At 32.5% G+C, this 21,022-nt stretch carries 20 protein-coding genes; 4 read left to right on the top strand and 16 right to left on the bottom strand.

The window, feature by feature from the left end:
- Positions 1-22 precede the first annotated feature (22 nt).
- Complete coding sequence (locus Q0783_RS09460; protein ID WP_298761207.1) at positions 23-214, top strand: hypothetical protein; 192 nt, start codon at positions 23-25, stop codon at positions 212-214.
- Position 215: 1 nt separating this feature from the next.
- On the opposite strand, the gene Q0783_RS09465 is transcribed toward Q0783_RS09460, so the two are convergent.
- From Q0783_RS09465 to Q0783_RS09475, 3 genes are read right to left on the bottom strand one after another with little or no spacing between them, the layout of a single operon-like run.
- Complete coding sequence (locus tag Q0783_RS09465) at positions 216-692, bottom strand: nuclear transport factor 2 family protein (RefSeq protein ID WP_298894644.1); 477 nt, start codon at positions 690-692, stop codon at positions 216-218.
- 52 nt (positions 693-744) lie between these two features.
- Positions 745-4,017, bottom strand: a complete 3,273-nt coding sequence (locus Q0783_RS09470) for a M1 family aminopeptidase (RefSeq protein WP_298894645.1) — start codon at positions 4,015-4,017, stop codon at positions 745-747.
- A 2-nt stretch (positions 4,018-4,019) separates the two neighbouring features.
- Positions 4,020-4,910: an ABC transporter ATP-binding protein gene (locus Q0783_RS09475; protein WP_298894646.1), complete on the bottom strand. Its 891-nt coding sequence runs from the start codon at positions 4,908-4,910 to the stop codon at positions 4,020-4,022.
- 208 nt (positions 4,911-5,118) lie between these two features.
- Between Q0783_RS09475 and Q0783_RS09480 the strand changes: the two genes are divergently transcribed.
- Together Q0783_RS09480 and Q0783_RS09485 are read left to right on the top strand one after the other, a co-directional pair.
- Positions 5,119-5,913 (top strand): histidine kinase, encoded by a 795-nt coding sequence (locus Q0783_RS09480; protein WP_298894647.1) that lies wholly within the window; start codon positions 5,119-5,121, stop codon positions 5,911-5,913.
- Positions 5,910-6,608 (top strand): LytTR family DNA-binding domain-containing protein, encoded by a 699-nt coding sequence (locus Q0783_RS09485; RefSeq protein WP_298894648.1) that lies wholly within the window; start codon positions 5,910-5,912, stop codon positions 6,606-6,608. The genes Q0783_RS09480 and Q0783_RS09485 overlap by 4 nt, the downstream gene beginning before the upstream one ends.
- A 1-nt stretch (position 6,609) precedes the next feature.
- Here the strand turns inward: Q0783_RS09485 and Q0783_RS09490 are convergent, their stop codons facing one another.
- Together Q0783_RS09490 and Q0783_RS09495 are read right to left on the bottom strand one after the other, a co-directional pair.
- Entirely contained in the window at positions 6,610-7,155 is a 546-nt protein-coding gene (locus Q0783_RS09490) for a DUF4251 domain-containing protein (RefSeq protein WP_298894649.1), read from the bottom strand.
- Between the two features lie 64 nt (positions 7,156-7,219).
- Positions 7,220-8,341, bottom strand: a complete 1,122-nt coding sequence (locus Q0783_RS09495) for a DEAD/DEAH box helicase (protein WP_298894650.1) — start codon at positions 8,339-8,341, stop codon at positions 7,220-7,222.
- Between the two features lie 81 nt (positions 8,342-8,422).
- Here Q0783_RS09495 and Q0783_RS09500 point away from each other — a divergent pair, with 81 nt between their 5' ends.
- Positions 8,423-9,229 carry a DUF1853 family protein gene (locus tag Q0783_RS09500; RefSeq protein WP_298894651.1) on the top strand — a complete coding sequence of 269 codons (807 nt, stop codon included), beginning with the start codon at positions 8,423-8,425 and terminating at the stop codon, positions 9,227-9,229.
- A 69-nt stretch (positions 9,230-9,298) separates the two neighbouring features.
- On the opposite strand, the gene bshA is transcribed toward Q0783_RS09500, so the two are convergent.
- From bshA to Q0783_RS09555, 11 genes are all read right to left on the bottom strand, one after another.
- On the bottom strand, positions 9,299-10,435 hold the full coding sequence (gene bshA, locus Q0783_RS09505) for an N-acetyl-alpha-D-glucosaminyl L-malate synthase BshA (protein ID WP_298894652.1): 1,137 nt from the start codon (positions 10,433-10,435) through the stop codon (positions 9,299-9,301).
- Positions 10,436-10,447: 12 nt separating this feature from the next.
- The gene (locus tag Q0783_RS09510; protein WP_298894653.1) at positions 10,448-13,402 is read right to left on the bottom strand and encodes a glycoside hydrolase family 3 N-terminal domain-containing protein; all 2,955 of its coding nucleotides are present in this window, start codon (positions 13,400-13,402) and stop codon (positions 10,448-10,450) included.
- Positions 13,403-13,568: 166 nt separating this feature from the next.
- On the bottom strand, positions 13,569-14,792 hold the full coding sequence (gene serB, locus Q0783_RS09515) for a phosphoserine phosphatase SerB (protein WP_298894654.1): 1,224 nt from the start codon (positions 14,790-14,792) through the stop codon (positions 13,569-13,571).
- Positions 14,793-14,809: 17 nt separating this feature from the next.
- A complete protein-coding gene (locus Q0783_RS09520; protein ID WP_298894655.1) occupies positions 14,810-15,295 on the bottom strand; it encodes an ABC transporter ATPase in 486 nt (161 codons plus the stop codon).
- Positions 15,296-15,329: 34 nt separating this feature from the next.
- Positions 15,330-16,841 (bottom strand): PH domain-containing protein, encoded by a 1,512-nt coding sequence (locus tag Q0783_RS09525; RefSeq protein WP_298894656.1) that lies wholly within the window; start codon positions 16,839-16,841, stop codon positions 15,330-15,332.
- Complete coding sequence (locus tag Q0783_RS09530) at positions 16,816-17,334, bottom strand: PH domain-containing protein (protein WP_298894657.1); 519 nt, start codon at positions 17,332-17,334, stop codon at positions 16,816-16,818. The genes Q0783_RS09525 and Q0783_RS09530 overlap by 26 nt, the downstream gene beginning before the upstream one ends.
- Before the next feature lie 7 nt (positions 17,335-17,341).
- Positions 17,342-17,539 (bottom strand): hypothetical protein, encoded by a 198-nt coding sequence (locus Q0783_RS09535; RefSeq protein ID WP_230935129.1) that lies wholly within the window; start codon positions 17,537-17,539, stop codon positions 17,342-17,344.
- Positions 17,540-17,542: 3 nt separating this feature from the next.
- Positions 17,543-18,334, bottom strand: a complete 792-nt coding sequence (locus Q0783_RS09540; protein ID WP_298894658.1) for a (Fe-S)-binding protein — start codon at positions 18,332-18,334, stop codon at positions 17,543-17,545.
- A 78-nt stretch (positions 18,335-18,412) separates the two neighbouring features.
- Positions 18,413-18,751, bottom strand: coding sequence for a hypothetical protein (locus Q0783_RS09545; RefSeq protein WP_298894659.1), 339 nt, complete (start codon positions 18,749-18,751; stop codon positions 18,413-18,415).
- Positions 18,752-18,753: 2 nt separating this feature from the next.
- Entirely contained in the window at positions 18,754-20,061 is a 1,308-nt protein-coding gene (locus Q0783_RS09550; protein ID WP_298894660.1) for a 4Fe-4S dicluster domain-containing protein, read from the bottom strand.
- Between the two features lie 7 nt (positions 20,062-20,068).
- Positions 20,069-21,010, bottom strand: coding sequence for an MlaD family protein (locus Q0783_RS09555; protein WP_298894661.1), 942 nt, complete (start codon positions 21,008-21,010; stop codon positions 20,069-20,071).
- Positions 21,011-21,022 lie beyond the last annotated feature (12 nt).

Here is a 21,022-nt window from a genome sequence, read left to right on the forward strand (position 1 = left end):
AATCTCATTAAATATCTAAAAAATGCCAAGTATTCCTTGCCCAAATTGTCAATCTAGTATTGAATTTGAACTGCATGATGTTTTAAAAGAAAAAGAATTTACATGTCCAAATTGTAAAACCGTTATCACAATGGTATACGAAGACAATAAACAAGCACTAGATGATGCAACTAAAGCTTTGGACAAGTTGAAAGATGAATTAGATATTGATTAGATTATTTTATACTATTCCAAATATCTAAATACATTTTCCATGTATTATTTTCTTTTTTCCAAACAATAACATATTTACCTTTCCATGATACCTCTTCTCCACTACTTAGTAAAGTAGTGCCTTCATAAATGCCATAATCATAGGCCTCATTGCCTAAAACTTTAATCTCATGCGAAATCACTTTATGATATTTAATACTAACACCTTTTGGTAGCTTCCAGTAGTTAACAATGGCTTCTGTTCCTTCTAAGATCTCTTTATTATTTGGAAATATCTTCGCATCAGCTGTATACGATGCACCTATCATTTTATAATTAGATGCTTTTATATATTCGGAAAATGTCTCAGTGTTTTTAAGTATTTGTGCAATGTCGTCTTCATTACCTGTGAAAGTTTGAGCTATAGCAAATTGCATGGTACACATAAGTAGTAGTATTGAACATATAGATTTCATAAGATAGGATTTTGATAATTTCATTGTGTTATGATTTATGAGGTTTAGACTCAGGAGCTAAAGATAATAAATGCACTTAGTTTTCGAACAATTCTGTAATAATGTGCTTTTTATCTTCAGGTGTTACACGTTTAAAGTAATCAATAAGATCTTTACTTGTAGCGTATCTATCGCTTTGTGTTTTCAATTTTCCATCAATTGTATTCCAATCTTCAATGAAATACTTTAAAGCAAGATTTACTTTATCCTCTCCAATTTCATTTTGAAATTTGTACATATTGATAGCGCCTTTCGCGTAGTAAACATAGTCTTGATTTTCCACATCAACAAGAGAAGGCTCTTCAATTTTTTCTTGCTGTTGACCCTTTTTGTACGTTTCTTTCTGAAACTCTAAAAATTGAGCTACTTTATCTTCGGAATAATGATTTTTGAGAACCATTAAAGCGGCATATTGTGATAAGCTCTCTAAAATAAAATGCCTCCCTTTTACATTAGCTGCTTCTACTTGCATACCAAACCATTGATGTGCAATTTCATGTGCTGTTATATAAAAAGCCATGTCTACATCTTTTTCGTCATCAATATCAAGTACGAATCCTATAGACTCAGAAAATGGCACAGTTCCAGGAAATGACTGCGCAAATTGTGCATAGCGTGGAAATTCCATGATGCGCAACTGATTATATTGATACGGACTGAAATTTGTACTATAATAATCTAATGATGCTCTCATTGAAGACATCATGCGGTCTAAATTATGCACATGTGTTTTATGATAATATATTTCTAGGTCTATAGGCTTTGTGATCGAATCTGATTTGAGTATCCATGTGTCTTTTTTCAATTCATATTGAGCAGAAACGATAGCATAAAAATTAATCATTGAAATATCCATTTTATAATGAAAATAGTTTCGATTGTTTTTGGTCCATTGCTTCAATAAATTTCCAGGTGCAACTGCTTTTTGGTCTTTATCAGTACCAAGAATCATTTCAAAATGAATCCCGTTAGAATCGCCACCAGATCTCGCATTTACTAGTTCATCTAAATTATCTCGATCTGACTTATTTGGTCGAACTGGCAAATTATATGCATTGCGTTCTTCATTGTCGGTCAGTTCATATTTTCTGTTATAGCCTATAGTTGGGAAATGTGCATTATCAAAGAACGTTCCGTTAGCAATAATATTTTCGTTTGAGCTACCTAATTCAAAACCCTTGGTTTCAAAGCTTTGCTTAAAATTCATTTTCAAAGATTCACCTGGCTGTAAGGCGTTATCCAATTTATAAATGTGATAATCATAAACTTCATATGTATTGTCAACTATAAACTTACTTTCAAAAGTTACATACTCTAAAGTTGTGTTATTTTCTATTTGCTTTTGAATATGAATTTCGGTGATTGGCTTTGTAGTTTCGTTTTTTAACATGTAATAACCTTCAGCAGTATAATGCCTCTGTATAGGGTATAGCTCTACCTTTAAGTTGACGTCTGTTATTTTTGGTTGTAGTAAATATTCATAAGCCTTTAATGTTTTTTCATAAGAAACCCTGAAATCTACAGCTTCCGAATTGGTCCAATACGTGTTTAAAATATTCGTGTTGTAAAAGATAAAGCCACCCAGTATAATGAAGATAGTTGCAATACTTCCACTCAATTTTAAAAATGGCTTACTAGTTCTATATCTAGCGCCTTTCAATCGCTTAGTAAATTTCATTTCCTTTCCTCGCACAGAAATCAATGACGCAGTAATTAACAGAAGTAATACAAATAAAAACCAATAAGTTTTAATAAACATATACGGCTTTAAAAAATGTCCATAGCCATTCATATCAGAATAACTTCCAAGAGCACTTCCTCCAAATAGAAATAAATCATGATCAAATCCAAATACACCTAGAGTAGCAATACATATAAATAACAAAATGGTAAGTATTATTCCAATAAATTTATGATTAACTACTATCTGTAAAAAGAATGAAAGCCCAGTGTATAAAGTTAAAAATGGCAAGACTTCTAAAAAAAAGCCATTAAAGTAAACATGAAATTCATAATTGTAATAACCATTTAACGTTTGAAATAAAACACCAGATATAATTAAAGCAATTATTAAAACAATATAGACTAGATTAAGTCCAATAAATTTACTAAGTAAATTTATAAAGCTTGACATTGATGTTGCATCATAGATTAAATTTAGTTTCACATCTCTTTCTTTCCATATGAGTTCTCCAGAATAAAACATTAAAATGATTATAAAAAAGTAGATTGATGTTTCTTGAAGTTCTTCAACAATAAAGTACGTTGTTGGATAACTATCTACGCCATAAACAGTACCAAGGCTAACAGAATTAATTAAAATGATTATCATTCCACAAATCAATATGGCCCAAAATGATGGCTGCTTAAAAATATTTATAAAATAAAACCAAGAAAAGTGCCTTAGTTGCAACCATTTCGAAGAAGTATTATGCTGTGTTTTAGTATCAGGTATTGAGACAGATGCATTATCATAATCAACGGAAAAACTTGAAGCATTAGCAGATTTGTTTTTATATCGTCTATTTTTCACAACATTATAGTTGAACTTTTTGTAACCAAATAATAAAATAACAACTCCTAGTAAAGCCCAAAATAATTTATTGTAAAGTAGAACACTAATAAAAGGAATAGGCTGTGTACTTTTTTCTAAAGCTGTCCATGAATCTGTAACTAATGATAATGTTGTTAATGAAAACGGATCTAAAATTGCTTGTATTGTATCATTTGTAATGGATTTAGTGAGCATAAATATTACAAAAAATATAATTCCTTGTGTGTAAACTACTACCAACTTTCTGCTCAGTGCTCCACTAATAAAAAATAAAGAAGCTCCAAAAAACAAAATAGGTAAAGTGACTAATACGAATGGCTTCAGATAAGTAATAAAGTTGAATGCTAGTAGATCTTCAGGCTTGTGCCAAGGCATAAATTCACCTAAAGCCATTCCAAATAAAATGCCTGAAAACACAAAAAGTAAAACAGTAAATGATCCTAAGAATCGACCTAATAAATAGTCTTTTTTCGTAACAGGTGTAGAAAATATTAACGAATCTATCTGATATTCAAAGTCTCTTAATACAGAAACACCCATGATCATCGAGGCCAAGATCATAAATATTCCAGTAATAGCTCCCATAGCTTTAGCAATCACTATTGGAGAGTTTTTTTTCAGAATCCCCAATTCTATACCTTGAAAAATAAATTCTGCACCTACAGTCGAAAAAAGAAATAAGAAGAAGAAGAAAATATAGGTATCTGCTCGTTTTATTCGATACTGAATTTCAAATTTAAATACGTTATACCACATGATTATACTGTTTTTTGGTTAGTGTTATTTTGAAAAATTTGAGAGAAGTATACATCTTCTAAATCAGCATCTATAAGAGAAAAACCATTTCCAGGGTTTGTATTACTTAGAATATGAATGATTGGTTTTCCAAGGAATAACTTCTCACTTATTACTTTATAGTTTTGCTTATAAATTTCTAACTCCGATTTTGTAATTGTCTTTTGATAGACTTTACCTTTTAGATCTTCAATTATCTTTATCGGATTGCCTTTTAGAGATACTTGACCTTGATTAATAATGGCCATATTTGTACACAATTCTTTAACATCTTCAACGATATGCGTAGATAAAATAACAATGGTTTGTTCTCCCAATTCGCTAAGCACATTGTAAAAGCGATTTCTTTCAACTGGATCTAAACCTGCAGTTGGCTCGTCTACTATGAGCAGTTTAGGATTGTTAAGCAATGCTTGTGCAATCCCAAAACGTTGTTTCATGCCTCCAGAATAACCGCTTAATTTTTGTTTTCTAACCTCATAAAGATTTGTTTTATGAAGTAATGCCTTGACAAGATCTTTACGTTCATTTTTATTAGAAATTCCTTTTAGTACTGCAAAATGATTAAGCAAAACTTCAGCAGATATTTTGGGATACAAACCAAACTGCTGTGGTAAATATCCCAATACCTGTCGTAACTCATTTTTTTGATGCATTACATCAATATCGTCTAAAAAGATAGTCCCCTTATCTGCCTCTTGCAATGTTGCAATTGTTCGCATTAAAGTTGATTTACCTGCTCCATTTGGCCCAAGCAAACCAAACATTCCTTTTGGTATGTCTAAAGAAATATTCTGCAAGGCATTAACACCATTCGAATATGTTTTTGATAGATTGTCAATAATGAGTTTCATACTGTTAGTTTTTTAATTGATTTGGAGCAAACCTATTCATGAGGTATTACACAAAAAAGGAATTGGGATATAAAACCACTTAGTAGTGATATAAGGACTATGGTGTAGTATGAAGGTGTTTTATAACGGTTAGATAATAGTTTGTCACATACCTCAAACTGTTTGTCAACTTATTTGTTCGAGGATTATTATTTAGTTAATATTGACTATGAAATTTAAAATACCTAAACATAAAAAACCACTTATTAGACGTCTGTATAGGATGGTATTGATAGTGACTGGAATTATTATTATAATCTTTAATGATGCTTTTGGTGACGACGAACCGTTTGTAATTTTTGGTTTGTTCTATTTCCTTCTGTTATTTCTTAGTATAATCTATTGGTTGTTAAAACAGATAAAATCTGTTATAAGACTGAAAAATGAAAAAGCAAAAACCGAACTCATGCATTTAAAGAGTCAGGTGAATCCACATTTCTTCTTCAATATGCTAAATAATCTATATGGCTTAGTAGATAAAGATTCTAAAAAAGCACAAGAATTGATATTAAAGTTATCAGATATGATGCGTTATAGTATCTATGAAGGCCAAAAAGACACTGTGTTACTTTCCGAAGAAATAGACTATTTAAAAAATTATATTGAGCTTCATAAGATGCGTTACCATAAAACCATAGATATACAATTTAATGTTGATATTGATGATAATGATTATCAAATTATGCCATTGTTATTTATTATACTTTTAGAAAACGCATTTAAACATGGTGTGGAAAATTTAAGAGAGAATGCTTATGTTTACATTACTATGTCTGCAAAACATAAGCAAGTCCATTTTGACATAAAGAATAATTTTGATTCAACCCTTGAAAATGAACAAGAAGGTATCGGGTTAGAAAATCTAAAAAGGCGTTTAGAATTAGTATATCCAAAGCAACATGACTTACTTATTTCTAAGACTAATGACATTTTTAATGCCCAACTTACAATTTCTAAACTATGATTACATATATCATTATTGATGACGAACATATTGCACATGATATCATAAAAGGCTATTGTGATATGTTGCCTAATATGAAACATATGACAGATTGCTATGACGCAATAGAAGCCCTAGATTATTTAAGCAATCAATCTGTAGATCTTATTTTTTTAGATCTCAATATGCCGAAATTGAAAGGTTTTGAATTTTTAAAGACACTAAAATCGCCTCCAAAAGTTATTGTAACAACTGCCTATAGCGAGTTTGCTTTAGAAGGTTATGAGCTTAACATTATAGATTATCTATTAAAACCATTTGGATTTGAACGTTTTTTAAAGGCTATTAATAAGGTGGTTGGATCAGATATAAATAGTAAGCATTCGTCAATGCCAGAAAATACATCAACTATAAATCAAATCTTTTTAAGACAAAACAAAAGTTATATTCAAATTGATATTCCTAGTATTTTATTTATCGAAGCTTCAGGGAATTATACCAAAGTAGTTACAACTAATGATACCATTACGATAAGGGAAAAAATTTCTGAAATGTTAGTATCCTTGCCTACTGATGTTTTTTTACAAGTACATAAATCATTTGCTGTAGCTAAAACACATATTACCAGTATAGAAGGTAATAGAATACATATACAAGACTATATTGTTCCTATTGGGAAAATGTATAAAATGAACGTCAACGAGTTATTGAAGTAAACTATTCTGAAATGGCCACTACTTTTCCTGAATATCGTATAGGAAAGCGCTTGGCACCTTGTAACATAATTTCACTTTTTAAACTAGGAAATAAGGTAACGATAACATTAAAGTTTTCGTTATGACTCTTTGCCGAAAACTTGATGATATACGAATTATTATCTTTTTTGGTAACCTTATAATCTTTGATAGTGTTTTTAAACTCTATACTACCATTACCTGACCTATCGGTTACCATTTGACGTTCCCCAAAATAAGGCAAATACGAATCGATATTATCATTTGATAACCTGAAGTGGTTAGGATTACCTATCAAACTAAAACGTCCAGCATTAGCGTCTCCAGGAGCTAACAAGCCAGAGTTTTGAAGAGCCAATAAGCCACTTGAAGCTTGAGGATAAGCCCAATCTGATTTAATTTCAAAAGATTTCCCAGCAACCAAAGCATCTAAAGTTTCTATTTGCTCTGGAGTAGCACTAGACTTTGTAGAACTACACGATAGTAAAAAACAGCTTACCATCAATACAATTATATATTTAGCTTTCATAGCAACAATATTTAGTGCTATTAAGATACGAATAAAGCAGCGTATATACTTGCTTTTTAACATTTTATAAAGTCATTTGCTTGAACTTAATGCCCAAATCTTTTTGAATACCTTGAATATTTTGCTCTTCTCCTGAAATTATAAGTGCAATTGACGCTCCAGTTTTACCAGCCCTAGCTGTTCTTCCACTTCGGTGTGTATAATACTCTAATTGATCTGGTAATTGATGATGAATAACAAATGCTAAATTATTTACGTCTATACCTCTTGCCGAAACATCAGTTGATACCAAATATTGTAACGATTGATTTTTAAAGGCGCGCATCACTTTATCGCGTTCCTTTTGTTGCATATCACCTTGTAGTGCATCTACAGAGAATCCTTCAGCTTTTAATACTCCTGTAAGTTGATTAGTTCCTGCTTTGGTTCTACAAAAAATAATACCTCTATCATTATCAAATTTATCTAATAATCTGGTAATTATATTTGCTTTTTCCTTAATTGAAGTCACAATATAGTGATGAGAGATGTTTGCATTTACAATGCTATTTCTATCAATCTCTACACGAACGGCATCATCAGACATGTACGTTCTTATAATTTTTTGGATCTCATCAGGCATCGTTGCAGAGAATAACCATGTATGTCGAGTACCAGTCGTGTATTTTAAGATTTTATTCAAATCTTGTTTAAATCCCATACTCAACATTTCATCTGCTTCATCTAACACTAAGGTTTCAATATGCTTTATATTTACGTCTCCTCGTTCTATAAAATCTAGTAAACGCCCAGGTGTTGCCACAATAATATGAGTTGTACGTTGCAAACGCTTAATTTGAATGTCCATTTTCTCACCACCATACACCCCTTCTGCAAAAATTTTCGCATCACAATACTTAGTAAACTTAAATAACTGCTTTTGTATTTGTTGTACCAATTCTCGTGTAGGTGCCAAAATCAAAGCTTGTACGTGATCCTTTTTCGGATTTATATTTTCAAGGATAGGCAAGCCATATGCTGCCGTTTTACCTGTTCCTGTTTGAGCTAAACCAATAAAATCGGTATCGTTCTTCAGTAACACAGGAATCGCTTCTTCTTGTATTTGCGTTGGTGCTTTAATATGAAGTTCCTTTAATCCTTTAATGAAAGGCTTAGAAACCCCTAAGTCGAAAAATGTCTTATCCATAATCAAATTAATATGGCGCAAAGGTATTGTTATTCTACAAGCTTTCAGAATTAATATTCGTAATTTCGAATCTCAATGCAAATGGAGTCAAATCATATTCAAAATCTGTATCAAGCTTGCTGTAAAACCCCTTTACTTTGGAAAGGCAATGCTGTTTTAGATTTAATGCAATTAGAATTTCCTACTGATCAACATTCTATATTTCTTCGGAAATTGGAACGGCAACTTAGGCTTGGGCAATTAGCTGAACAATTTGTGTTTAATGCACTGGAACTTTGTGACACCATTGAATTATTAGCTGAAAATATTCAAATTCAGAAAGGAAAACAAACGCTTGGCGAATTAGACGTTCTGATGACCTTAGATAAACAACCCATCCATCTAGAGATTGTCTATAAATTTTATGTTTATGATGCCGCTGCTGGTCCATCTGAAATAGAGCAATGGATTGGCCCAAATAGAAAAGACAGTCTATCCGAAAAGCTAAAGAAACTAGGTGATAAACAATTACCGCTACTCTACTCTAACAATTGTAAAAATACATTAGCACAATTAAATTTAGATCACTTAAACTTTGAACAACACATTCTATTTAAAGCACAGCTCTTTATGCCTTATCAGCAAGTTGTCAATTTTGAACACCTCAATGAAGCCTGTGTTTATGGGTTCTACATCAATGTAATTCAATTAGAAGAATTTACGGATTGTCAATTCTATGTACCAGCAAAGATCGATTGGTTTCTCAATCCCAATGATAATGTTGATTGGTTGAATTATTCTAGCTTCAAAATGGCAGTAAACGTTTATCTAGAAAATAAACAATCGCCTTTGTTTTGGATGAAAAACAAAACAGATGAATTAACTAAAGGATTTTTGGTGTGGTGGTAATAATTTGCCAATCTGTTTTTCAGTTTTAGCCCTAAAAAATACTTAACACTAGTATTTTGATTGGTGTCATTACAATATCAAGCACTTTTTCAAAGTGTCTTCATAAATTGCCTCATATTGTGGTACGATCTCATGAATTCCAAATTTCTTAGAAACAGCTTTAGCATTAGATTTAAATGTTGTCAAACGTTGCTCATCAGTCAAAATATGAAGAGCATTCTTAGACATGTCATCTACATCATTTATAGGACTTAAATATCCAGAAACACCATGCTCATTCACTTCAGGGATTCCACCAGTATTACTTGATATCACTGGCACACCAGATGCCATAGCTTCAAGTGCCGATAATCCAAAGCTCTCTGTTAGCGATGGCAATAAGAATAGATCACTAAAACAAAGTATTTTATCAATTTCATGACTATTTCCGAAGAATACAACTTTATCACTAATTCCCAATTCCTCACATAAACGCTCTGCTGGTTCACGTTCTGGTCCTTCCCCAACCATCATCAATTTCGCCGGAATCTCTTTTTGAATGTTGTAAAACACCTTGATGACATCGGGAATTTGTTTGACTTCTCTAAAATTACTAATATGCGTGATAATCTTCTCTTCATCTTTAGCCATCATGGCTCGCTGGCAATCGGTAAAATTAGGTTCATGTTTTGCCAAATCAATAAAATTTGGTACTACATTGATGTCTTTCTTTATATCAAACAAGCGCAACGTATCATCTTTTAAACTTTGAGATACAGAAGTAACAGCATCAGATTTGTTGATACTGAAAGTTACTGCTGGTTTGTAAAACGGATGGCTACCAACTAGTGTAATATCTGTCCCGTGTAAAGTTGTTACTATAGGAACATAAATACCTTCCTCTTGTAGCATTTTTTTAGCCATATAAGCAGCATAAGCATGTGGAATAGCATAATGTACATGTAATACTTCTATTTTATGAAGTTTAACCATATCTACCAGTTTGCTAGATAAAGCCAACTCATATGGTTGATACAAAAACAATGGGTATTCTGGCACATTTACTTCATGATAGTGCACATTATTACTTAACAACTCTAACCGAACAGGCTGACTGTAAGTAATGAAATGGATTTCATGGCCACGCTTAGATAATTCTAATCCTAATTCTGTTGCTACAACTCCACTGCCTCCAAATGTTGGGTAACAAACTATTCCTATTCGCATATATTTGTATCTCTATTTTTTGTGCTCAGCGATATCATTTTCAGAGTCATCATCAATAATAGCCTCATAGATCAAACGCTGTATTTCTGTTCTTATATTTTCTCTTAACAATAAATTCTTTCCAGCTTTTGGATAAGTTCTATTGGCTAAGAATATGTAAATAATTTCTTCTTCAGGATCTGCCCAAGCATAGGTTCCTGTAAATCCAGAGTGTCCAAAACTTGTCATCGACACACAACCACATGTTGGCCCTTCGTCTCCTAGCTGTGGTTTGTCGAAACCTACACCTCTCCTTACATTTTTATGACAAAAATGACAGGTATTAAATTTATTAACAGTTTCAGATTTTAAATAGCGCTTACCACCATAATACCCTTTCTGAAGGTACATTTGCATGATTTTGGCAACGTCATTGGCATTACTAAAAACACCTGCATGACCACCTACACCATTTTGCATAGCTGCTCCCATATCATGAACATATCCATGTACTTCTTGAAAACGAAAGTAGTCATCAACTTCTGTAGGAATGATATTCTTGTCACTAAACTTGGTAGATGGATTATAAGTTGTATAATTTGCTCCTAGTGATTGATAGAAATGTTGTTGTGCCAATTCATCTAATGGTTTATCATAATAGCCTTCAATATATTTTTTAAGAATATAATATGGTAAATCACTGTAACGGTAACGCAATGAAGATAATAACTCAGTCTCCACAATAATTTTTTGGATAGAATCTGGGTAATCATGTCTTAAATACATGTTCTCTGCCACCTTAATATTGAATCTTGGTGATGATGTTCTTCTGTAATATTTAGTTAGTGGTTTTTTTGTAACCGAATCTAAAGTAGATACATAAAAAGGTACCCAAGGACGTAGTTGCGCATAGTGCGATAGCATTTGCTTAATGGTTACATTCTTTTTATTAGAAGAACTATATTCTGGAAGTATACGAGATAGCTTTGTGTTTAAAGACAAAGCCTTCTTTTCTTCAAGCTCCATTAAAAGTGGTAAGGTTGCTAAAATTTTTGTCAAAGAAGCTACATCATATAAATCTTCAAATTTGACTTTTTCCTTTCCTTTGTATGTATGTTTACCAAAGTTCTTATTGTAAATAACTTTTCCCTTTCTGGCTACCAACAACTGAATTCCTGGCGTCATCTTATTATTAACTGCATAATTAGCAACAGAGTCTAAGCGCTTGAGTCTATCTGTACTCATTCCAACGCGCTCTGGCAAACCATAACTTAATGATGAAATAGAACTGTAAGTAATACCATCACCAACCTTAAAATGATCTCCAAGAGATACTGGAATTGTTCCTTTGGACGGAATCGCACCAAAAATTAGTTGTGCAGATTTTTGCTGAGCGATAGCACTGTTCTGATAGCTCATAACAATCCCTTCAATATTTTCTATACTAGATAGATCAATAAGAGAATACGGTCGTGCGAAAACATCTAAAACTACTGTATTGGTTCTAGCGATCTCATATAACCAAACTAACTCTTTGTCTTTGAATTTATAACCTTGCCACGGATTTTGATTTTTCTTATGAAAACCAACAATAACCGTATTATAATTTTGAAGTTTTGTCATAAGTTCATCTAGCTTTTCGGCTTTAACCTTATGAACCTTAGTATACTTTTTAAGCTCGTCATAAAATGTAGAACCTGTATCATCTCCTAGTTCTACATAAGCAATTTTTTTAGTTTCAAGATTACGAAGCGGTAATAGATCAGATTTGTTTTTTAATACTGTGATGGCTCCTTCGAATAATTCTTCATATAGTACATCATCTTGCAATCTGTTGAGATCTTTTACTAAAGTTGTAGTGCCAATAGGTTGATAATGATCTAAACCAACTTTATATTTAGCCATTAAAATCTTTTTTACAGAATGTGCTAAGCGTTCTTCAGTGACGTCTTTATCATTATAAGCCTTAATGATTTTTGCAATGGCTTTTGGTACATCTTCAGAAATAAGTAAAACATCATTTCCAGCTTGAAAAGCAGCGAGATCTATGTCACCAGGCGTACTGTAGTTAGAAACTCCTTTCATTTCAAGAGCATCAGTAAAAATAAGTCCTTTAAATCCCAAGGAATCTTTTAGTATATCTGACACAATATGAGTAGACAATGACGATGGAAATCCGTCACGTGGTTCTAAACTAGGTACATTTAAATGTGCAACCATAACACTAGATAAGCCTTCTTTTATAAGTTGTTTATAAGGATATAATTCAATAGAATCTATACGCTTTTCATTGAAATTGATTGTTGGAAGTGTTTTGTGAGAATCACTATCTGTATCGCCATGACCAGGGAAATGTTTTGCATTAGCTAATACACCTGCATCTTGCATACCCTTCATAAATGCCGAAGCCTTTGCTGTAACATTATCTCTGTCTTCTCCAAACGAACGATTACCTATAATAGGGTTCTTAGGATTCGTATTGATATCAACAACAGGAGCAAAATTAAAATGCACGCCAATACGCTTACAATGCTCTCCAATATGGTAGCCTGTACGTTCAACAAGCTTGTTATCTTCTATAGCACCGAGTGTCATGTTCCATGGAAACGCGTAAGTAGAATCCAAACGCATACTTAATCCCCATTCTGCATCCATACCAATTAATAAAGGTGTTTTAGAGATTGCTTGGTATAAGTTGTTTAGTTTAGCTTGACGTATTGGACCACCAGTAGAAAATATCAATCCTCCAATATGATTATTATTGATCAATTTAGCGATTTCAGCTTCATTACTTTTATTGTTATTAGAAAACGCACGAACCATAAACAATTGTCCAACTTTTTCTTTCAAACTCATACTGTTGTAAATACTATCCACCCATTTCTGTTGGGCTTCTAAGTTTTCATGTGCTAACGGATGGCCTGCATTTTGAGAGAACGTAGGCAACACGATTGAAAAAATACAAATGAGGGACAATATATAACGCATAAACTAAAGGTCTTTTGATTTGTTCTTAATTAGAACTAAAAACTATGCCAAAATAGTATTTTAGTATTAAGTATAAAAGACTTTAAGATAGATTTATAAAGAAGGTTGTGAACAAATGGAAACATCATCACTCACTTGAGAAGTGAGTAGAATTGATTTATGATACTTAATCTATTAAATCTATATGTCTATCATGGTATCCTAAAAGATATAGCACACCATCTAAACCAATACTAGATATAGAGTTTTGTGCATTATCCTTTACTTTCGGTTTGGCATGAAATGCTATTCCTAATCCTGCCAAATTTAACATTGGTAAATCGTTAGCTCCATCGCCAACAGCAATAGTCTGACCAATATCTATGCCTTCTTTTTTTGCAATTTCTTTAAGGTAATCTGCCTTTTTATTACCATCAACAATATCTCCAATATAACCACCTGTTAACTTACCATCTTTAATTTCAAGCTGATTGGCATATACATAGTCCATACCGAGTTCTTCTTTTAAATAGTTACCAAAATAGGTAAAGCCTCCTGAGAGGATAGCAGTTTTAAATCCATAACTTCTTAAGGTATCTATCAATCGTTTGGCTCCTTTGGTAATTGGTAGATTAACTGCAACATCATGCAGCACCTCTTCACTTAATCCTTTTAGAAGTTTCATTCGTTTTTTGAAACTTTCATTAAAATCTATTTCACCTTGCATGGCAGATTCTGTGATGGCTTTTACTTCGTCACCTACACCAGCAAGTTCTGCTAATTTGTCAATAACTTCAGTTTGAATAAGTGTAGAATCCATATCAAAACACACCAAACGCCTATTTCTTCTAAAGATATTATCTTCTTGAAATGCTATATCAACATCCATGTCTGTGGATATCTCCATGAACTTTTCGGTAAATTCCAATTTACAATCAATTTTTCCTCGAATGGACAATTCTATAGAAGCTCGTGGATATTCTTCTTCTCTTACAAGAGACGTTCGTCCTGTAAGTCGTTTTATGGCATCAATATTAAGGTTTCTATCAGATATAACTTGAGTGACCTTTGATATTTGTTCTGCTGTTAAGCGCTCACCTAAAATTGTAATGATATAGCGGTCTTTCCCTTGTAGTTTTACCCAGTTTTCATAATCTTCAGATGAAATCGGAGTGAATTTAGCTGTCACACCCAGCTCATAAGCTTTAAAAAGCAAATCTTTTAATACAGAAGCCGAATTATTTCCAGATTCAATTTCAAATAAAAAACCTAATGATAATGTATCATGTATGTTTGCCTGACCTATATCAAGTACTTTTGCCCCATAATTTGATAAAACACTAGTTAAGCTAGAGGTTAATCCTGGTTTATCTTGTCCTGAAATGTTTAGTAAAAAAATGTCTTTCGCCATACGTCAACTACAACTGGTTAATTTAAAAATCTGTTGTGCCAACTCTCACTAGCAGGTACTTCCCAATTTTCTTTAAACTCAGCAATATTAGTAACGAGATTATTAAAAACAATGGTTTTTTTCGAAACAGCTTTGTCTTTTACCATCTTTTTGAAGTCTAAAAGCGACTTATAAGCTACATATTCTCCTTGCTTATAAGACACATTCATTTTGTCCATTAAATCTACATTATAGTCTTTTTCCAATTGTTGAATAAAATGTACAGAAGCATCAATACTACATCCGGTAGCACTATTCAAGTTTTGATTTAAAGCTATAACTATAAAACGCTTGTATTCAATTGTATATCCAGATTTCAAATCACTACCATGAGCAGTCCAGTTATCAATAAATATATCGAGTTTTTCTTTTATTTCTGAAAGCTCATCATCAGTGAATGATCTATTGGCTTGGTAAATCCAAACGCGAGATTCATCAGGAAGTGTATTAAAATCAACTAGCATCTTTTATTTTTTTTCTGAGGACAAAAATACAATATTACATCCAATCTTTGTCTTGTGATTCTACTTTATACAATAAGAAATCATATATGGATTTAGCTTCACTTTCTTTAATATAAGGTATCTTAACAGACTTTGATGCTGTTGAGATAATAACAGATGTAATTTGTCTTCGTTTTTGAAATATGGTTTGTTTTAGCTTTACAGCTTGAATTTTATGGATTTCTAGAATATTGGTGGTTGTATCTATAACTCCTCCTCCAATAGTGACAAATTCATCATCAATCTTATAATACGCCTTTTTAAAACCATAATACACATATAATATGGCTAAAGGAACAAGAATAAGATTTATCCACCATACATTACTTCCAAAGATTAAATGCGCAATACCATTAGCAATGACAGCTGTTATCAGCATATCAAGTCCCAAAATCCGCTTATAATAGTAAGCTGGCTTATACGCTTCTAAGTGACTAGTATAATTCTCTAATAGCTTATCTATTAAATGATTTACTTGGTTTTTTTCCAAAGCTATAATCACAAAATTCTTTTTTTGCTTTGCATTCACCATGGCTTGTTTAACCGACATCGTATGTAATCCAAAATATTGCTTAAGACGATTGGTTTTGATAACTATATTTTGAATCCTACTTGGCGTTAAGCTTAATGATATCTTATTAAACAGACCCTTATTAATTTCAATGGTTTTTTGATTTTCAACCACTTGTAAATTAAAATTAGTAATAAATGTTTTTATTACTGAAAACACTAATGAAAATAAAATTGCAAGAACGACTATAAACAGATTGGTCAAAAAAATACCAAATAATGTGGCTTCATCTAATTGTATTACCCCTTCAATACGCTCCCTAATCTTTAGATCTTTAATGTAATCTTTGAATTCATAATACAATCCAAACACAAAGGACGCTATAATAGCAAAGCTTTTTAAATGATTTTGAGATACACCTTCAAGCAATAATCGTTTAGGAGATACTTTAAAAAACACCGTTTTTTGCTCATTAACCAAAGTCGAGTCACTATCTGCATTTGCTTCATTTTTATTGAAGAGCTCTTTCTTAAGAAGTAATGCTGTTGATTTGTCTAAGGCACTAATTTCAATTTCAGATTTATTATCACCAGCAGTTTCTATATTTAATGATACTACATTTATAAGTTGCTGTAGAAAGTTTTGTTTCACATAAACATTTTGAATTTTTGATTTTGGAATAATCGTATTATCCTTATTGAAAATTCCTGTAGACAAATGAAAATCATCTTTACTAATATGAAATCTGAAATTCAAGTACTTTAAAATAGCAAAGAGCAATAGAACAATTAAAATCCCTGCTACTATTAAAATTATAATTGTAGGACTTAAACTTGCAAAGGTCTTCTTCTTCATTAATGAGAGTCCCAGAGCTAAGAATAAAACAAAGAATTTTTTAAAAAACTTAAAGGTATTAAACCCAAAAATAATGATGATACCTTTAGCCGACTGACGAGCTGGTTGAGAAAAATCACTGATTTCCATTGATTCTAACACTTATATAGTCGTTTATCTGCTTTGCTTCTTCATGCGGAAGTCCTTTTATACTTAAATCACTCCCAGATTCTCCAGCAGTATAGAGATTAAGTGCTGCAAGATTAAATTGCCTAGCCAACCAACTTCGGGATTCTTCAATATGCTGAATTCTTGAAATTGGCACTGTTGTAATTGAGTTAACAATTAACCCGCTTGCATATATAACATCGTGGTCTCTAATAGCGTATTTACGCTTTTTAAACGCTAGAATTGCAATAACAAAATTGATTAAGCAAAACACCATAACTATTGAAAATATAAACCAGAAATTATCTTGAAAAGCTTCTCTTTCAATAAATAGTTTCCCAACAATCAACACTCCTAAAAAAGCAGCACACATTGCTAGTTTATTCAAAATTATAATCTTTAAATACCGTTTGGAAATTGGCTTTAACTTAACATCTTCGAGCTTCGGTAAGGCATCATTGAATATTTGAGAGTTCGTAAAGCTCATAAAATAGTTATTTTTTTTGCTGCTTCTTCAACGCTCTATAGGTTAAGAAGCCATACATAACAACAGCAAAAGGAAAGTAAAAAGCCATTCTTCCCCATTCAAAACCTCTACCTAAGAGATAATCGAATACGGTTACAATTCCACAAAATACTAATCCGCCAATTAATGCAGCAACAACAACACGTTTTTTATTTATTTCAGCCATAGGTTATAGGTCTTGGGCATTAGCAATAAGTTCAGCGATATCCATAACTGCAATATCATTTTCTTTTTCTTTATTCTTTACGCCATCAGTCATCATTGTGTTACAAAATGGACAACCAGCAGCTATAATCTGAGGCTTTGTTTCTAGAGCTTGTTCCGTTCTTTCGATATTCACGTCTTTATTTCCTTTTTCAGGCTCTTTAAACATCTGCGCACCTCCCGCTCCACAACATAAACCTCTTGATTTACAGCTTTTCATTTCTACAAGCTCGGCATCTAATTTACGTATTAGATCACGAGGAGCTTCATAAACTTGATTAGCACGACCTAAATAACATGGATCGTGAAATGTAATGCGTTTGCCTTTATATTGTCCGCCTTCTATGGTTAGACGACCTTCGGCGAGCAGCGATTTTAAAAACTGTGTATGATGCATTACTTCATAATTACCTCCTAATTCTGGGTATTCATTTTTAATCGTATTAAAACAATGCGGACATGTAGTTACAATTTTCTTTATTTCATAAGCATTCATGACCTCAATATTGGTCACAGCCTGCATTTGAAACAAAAATTCATTACCTGAACGCTTGGCAGGATCTCCTGTGCAACTTTCTTCTGTTCCTAATACTGCAAACTCAACATTTGCCTTATTGAGTAGTTTTACAAATGCCTTTGTTATTTTTTTTGCTCTATCGTCAAAGCTTCCAGCACATCCAACCCAAAACAATACTTCAGGTTGCTTTCCCGCTGCCATAAATTCTGCCATTGTTGGCACTTTGAGTAATTCGCTCATAAACTTTATATTTTTGAGAACTGATGACTAATACTTATATAAACCTATAACTTTTACTTAATCTGAAAACAGTTCTACTTAATGTTCTTTAATTTCAGCAAAATCTTTTTTTGCTATTCTTATATAAATGGCCAATTTTTTTTGACCTTCTTTTAATCTATTTTTCGGATCTAAACGTTCTAGAAATGTTCTGCGTTTTGCTTCCTCTCCAATAATTTGCTTTTGATAATCTGTACAATAATCACACAACACTTTTAAAAGCTTAATCTCTTTAACTTCATTATTCCGATATTCTATAAGTGTATACGATTTAATTTGTAACGAGTCTTTAGTATAAGATTGCGCACTTAATAGTGTACTATAAAAACAAAGTATAGCTGTAAGAATGTATTTATATTTCCACACAAAAACACTCATGTTTATTCATCTTTCCAGTTTAAACGATCCATTTGATTGTATGGCCATGGCGCTCCGTTATTCTCTATATTGGTCATCATATTGTTGAGCTCCATTGGTGCAGCACTTTGCTCCATTACAAGGTATTGGCGCATTTGCATAATGATATTCAAGGGGTCGATACTTACTGGACAAGCTTCAACACAAGCATTACAGCTAGTACAAGCCCAAAGCTCTTCGTTGGTAATATAATCGCCGAGTAATTGCTTACCGTCATCTTTAAATTCACCTTTGTTTGCATCTATGTTTTTTCCTACTTCCTCAAGACGATCACGAGTGTCCATCATAATTTTACGAGGTGATAATTTCTTTCCTGTTTGGTTGGCAGGGCACTCACTAGTACAACGTCCGCATTCTGTGCACGTATAAGCATTAAGCAAATTAACCCAACTCAGATCCTTAACATCGCTTGCTCCAAATTTGGCAGGAACAGCAGTCTCTGCTCCTTCAGGAGGTGCCGCAAATGGATCAACATTTGGATCCATCATCATTTTTACTTCTTTAGTTACAGCTTCATTATTCTCAAATTGCCCTTTTGGTGTTAATTTTCCGTAGTAGGTATTTGGGAATGCTAAAAGAATATGTAAATGTTTAGAAAAGTATAAGTAATTTAAGAATATAAGAATTCCAAGTATATGTAGCCACCACGCAGTTCTTTCAATAAGATGAATACTGTGTTCTGAAAAATTGCTAAACCAAGGTGTTATGTGCTGACTGATAATATTTCCAGAATCCATAGCCTGAAATTTTAAATCGGTGGCATTCATAACCAAAAACAAGGTCATTAGTACCATTTCAAAATAAAGAATCATATTACCATCGTTCTTAGGCCAACCTTTCATTTCAGAGCTTAAAAATCGTTTAAGTTTAATGACATTTCGACGCAACCAGAACACAATAACAGATACAAAAACCAACACAGCTAGAATCTCAAAAGTCCCGATGAGGAATCCATATATAGCTCCAGCAGAAGAAAATATACGATGCTTACCTGTTAATCCGTCAATAATAATTTCTAGAACTTCAATATTGATCACAACAAAGCCAACATAAACGATGACATGAAGTAATCCTGCAATTGGGCGTTTTACCATTTTACTTTGCCCAAGTGCAATCATGGTCATGTTCTTCCATCGTTGTGACTTATTATCACTAACATCAACATCGCGACCAAGTTTGATGTTTCTCATTAGTTTTTTAACATTTCTTGCAAAATATCCTATGCCAGCAATAAGTGCTATAGCAAATAATATTTGTGGTAAGTAGTCCATATTATGGTTAGTTTTTTTGGTCTTCGCTAGGCGGTGTGTATGGTATTTCTTTTTTCGACAGAATACGTCTGTAGCGTGCAGGATGCAATTTAATATCTCTTAAGAGCTCTTCCATTTCTTTTGATGCAGCCTCAAGATTATCATACAAGCCTTCATCTTTTAATAGCTTACCTATAGTACCATCACCATTTTGAATACTTGTCATTAGCGTATTAACAGAAGATAAAGTCTCATCCAATTTGGCAACAGTTTCTGAGAACTTGACATTTTTTAAATCTGAAGTAATAACAGACAAGCTTTTTGTTATAGAATCAAAATTTGTCAATACAGCAGCAATCTTATCATCATTTTTATCGACTAAAGCACTAATAGAATAAGCGACCGATTTGAATGATTTCATCGTTGCATTAAGCTCCTTTATGGCGTTTTTGATACCATCTTCAGATTCGTCTTCAACAAGATTATTTAGACTTACTAGAAGTGTATCTGCCGATTTCAATGTAGAACCAAGGCTTCCACTTACGCCTTCAAAATTATCTGTTAGATTTTGAACCAAGCCTTCTTTAATTTCAGATTGAAGGAAATCTCCAGGTTTAGCTATTTCTCCTTCTTGACTGATAATAACTGCAAGTGCATTACCACCCATAATTCCAGTTTGATACAATCTAATTTTACTTTGCTTAGAGAATGTTAATTTGTCATCTACTGTAAATGCAACTCTGGTTTTACCTGTATCAAAATCATAAGAGATCTTTTTAATTTTGCCTACAGAATTACCTCTAACAGTCACTGGAGACGACGTACTTAATGCATTATAATCAAACTCTGTATAATAGGTATTGGGAGACTCGAAAAGGTTTTCACCTTTAAGATAATTGAATAAAAATATCAATAATATAATACCCGAAAGTACGAGTACAGCTGTTTTTACTTCTCTTGAAATTTTCAAAATTTACAATTT

The organism is uncultured Psychroserpens sp., assembly GCF_947500255.1.
Lineage (GTDB): Bacteria > Bacteroidota > Bacteroidia > Flavobacteriales > Flavobacteriaceae > Psychroserpens.

What these genes read in the sequence shown, in the direction of transcription:
- Q0783_RS09475 (WP_298894646.1), bottom strand. Translation starts at nt 4,910, where the DNA reads ATGAAACTCATTATTGACAATCTATCAAAAACATATTCGAATGGTGTT.
- Q0783_RS09470 (WP_298894645.1), bottom strand. Translation starts at nt 4,017, where the DNA reads ATGTGGTATAACGTATTTAAATTTGAAATTCAGTATCGAATAAAACGA.
- Q0783_RS09545 (WP_298894659.1), bottom strand. Translation starts at nt 18,751, where the DNA reads ATGAGTGTTTTTGTGTGGAAATATAAATACATTCTTACAGCTATACTT.
- Q0783_RS09550 (WP_298894660.1), bottom strand. Translation starts at nt 20,061, where the DNA reads ATGGACTACTTACCACAAATATTATTTGCTATAGCACTTATTGCTGGC.
- Q0783_RS09535 (WP_230935129.1), bottom strand. Translation starts at nt 17,539, where the DNA reads ATGGCTGAAATAAATAAAAAACGTGTTGTTGTTGCTGCATTAATTGGC.
- bshA (WP_298894652.1), bottom strand. Translation starts at nt 10,435, where the DNA reads ATGCGAATAGGAATAGTTTGTTACCCAACATTTGGAGGCAGTGGAGTT.
- Q0783_RS09485 (WP_298894648.1), top strand. Translation starts at nt 5,910, where the DNA reads ATGATTACATATATCATTATTGATGACGAACATATTGCACATGATATC.
- Q0783_RS09500 (WP_298894651.1), top strand. Translation starts at nt 8,423, where the DNA reads ATGGAGTCAAATCATATTCAAAATCTGTATCAAGCTTGCTGTAAAACC.
- Q0783_RS09510 (WP_298894653.1), bottom strand. Translation starts at nt 13,402, where the DNA reads ATGCGTTATATATTGTCCCTCATTTGTATTTTTTCAATCGTGTTGCCT.
- serB (WP_298894654.1), bottom strand. Translation starts at nt 14,792, where the DNA reads ATGGCGAAAGACATTTTTTTACTAAACATTTCAGGACAAGATAAACCA.
- Q0783_RS09540 (WP_298894658.1), bottom strand. Translation starts at nt 18,334, where the DNA reads ATGAGCGAATTACTCAAAGTGCCAACAATGGCAGAATTTATGGCAGCG.
- Q0783_RS09465 (WP_298894644.1), bottom strand. Translation starts at nt 692, where the DNA reads ATGAAATTATCAAAATCCTATCTTATGAAATCTATATGTTCAATACTA.
- Q0783_RS09495 (WP_298894650.1), bottom strand. Translation starts at nt 8,341, where the DNA reads ATGGATAAGACATTTTTCGACTTAGGGGTTTCTAAGCCTTTCATTAAA.
- Q0783_RS09530 (WP_298894657.1), bottom strand. Translation starts at nt 17,334, where the DNA reads ATGAGCTTTACGAACTCTCAAATATTCAATGATGCCTTACCGAAGCTC.
- Q0783_RS09480 (WP_298894647.1), top strand. Translation starts at nt 5,119, where the DNA reads ATGAAATTTAAAATACCTAAACATAAAAAACCACTTATTAGACGTCTG.
- Q0783_RS09460 (WP_298761207.1), top strand. Translation starts at nt 23, where the DNA reads ATGCCAAGTATTCCTTGCCCAAATTGTCAATCTAGTATTGAATTTGAA.
- Q0783_RS09490 (WP_298894649.1), bottom strand. Translation starts at nt 7,155, where the DNA reads ATGAAAGCTAAATATATAATTGTATTGATGGTAAGCTGTTTTTTACTA.
- Q0783_RS09520 (WP_298894655.1), bottom strand. Translation starts at nt 15,295, where the DNA reads ATGCTAGTTGATTTTAATACACTTCCTGATGAATCTCGCGTTTGGATT.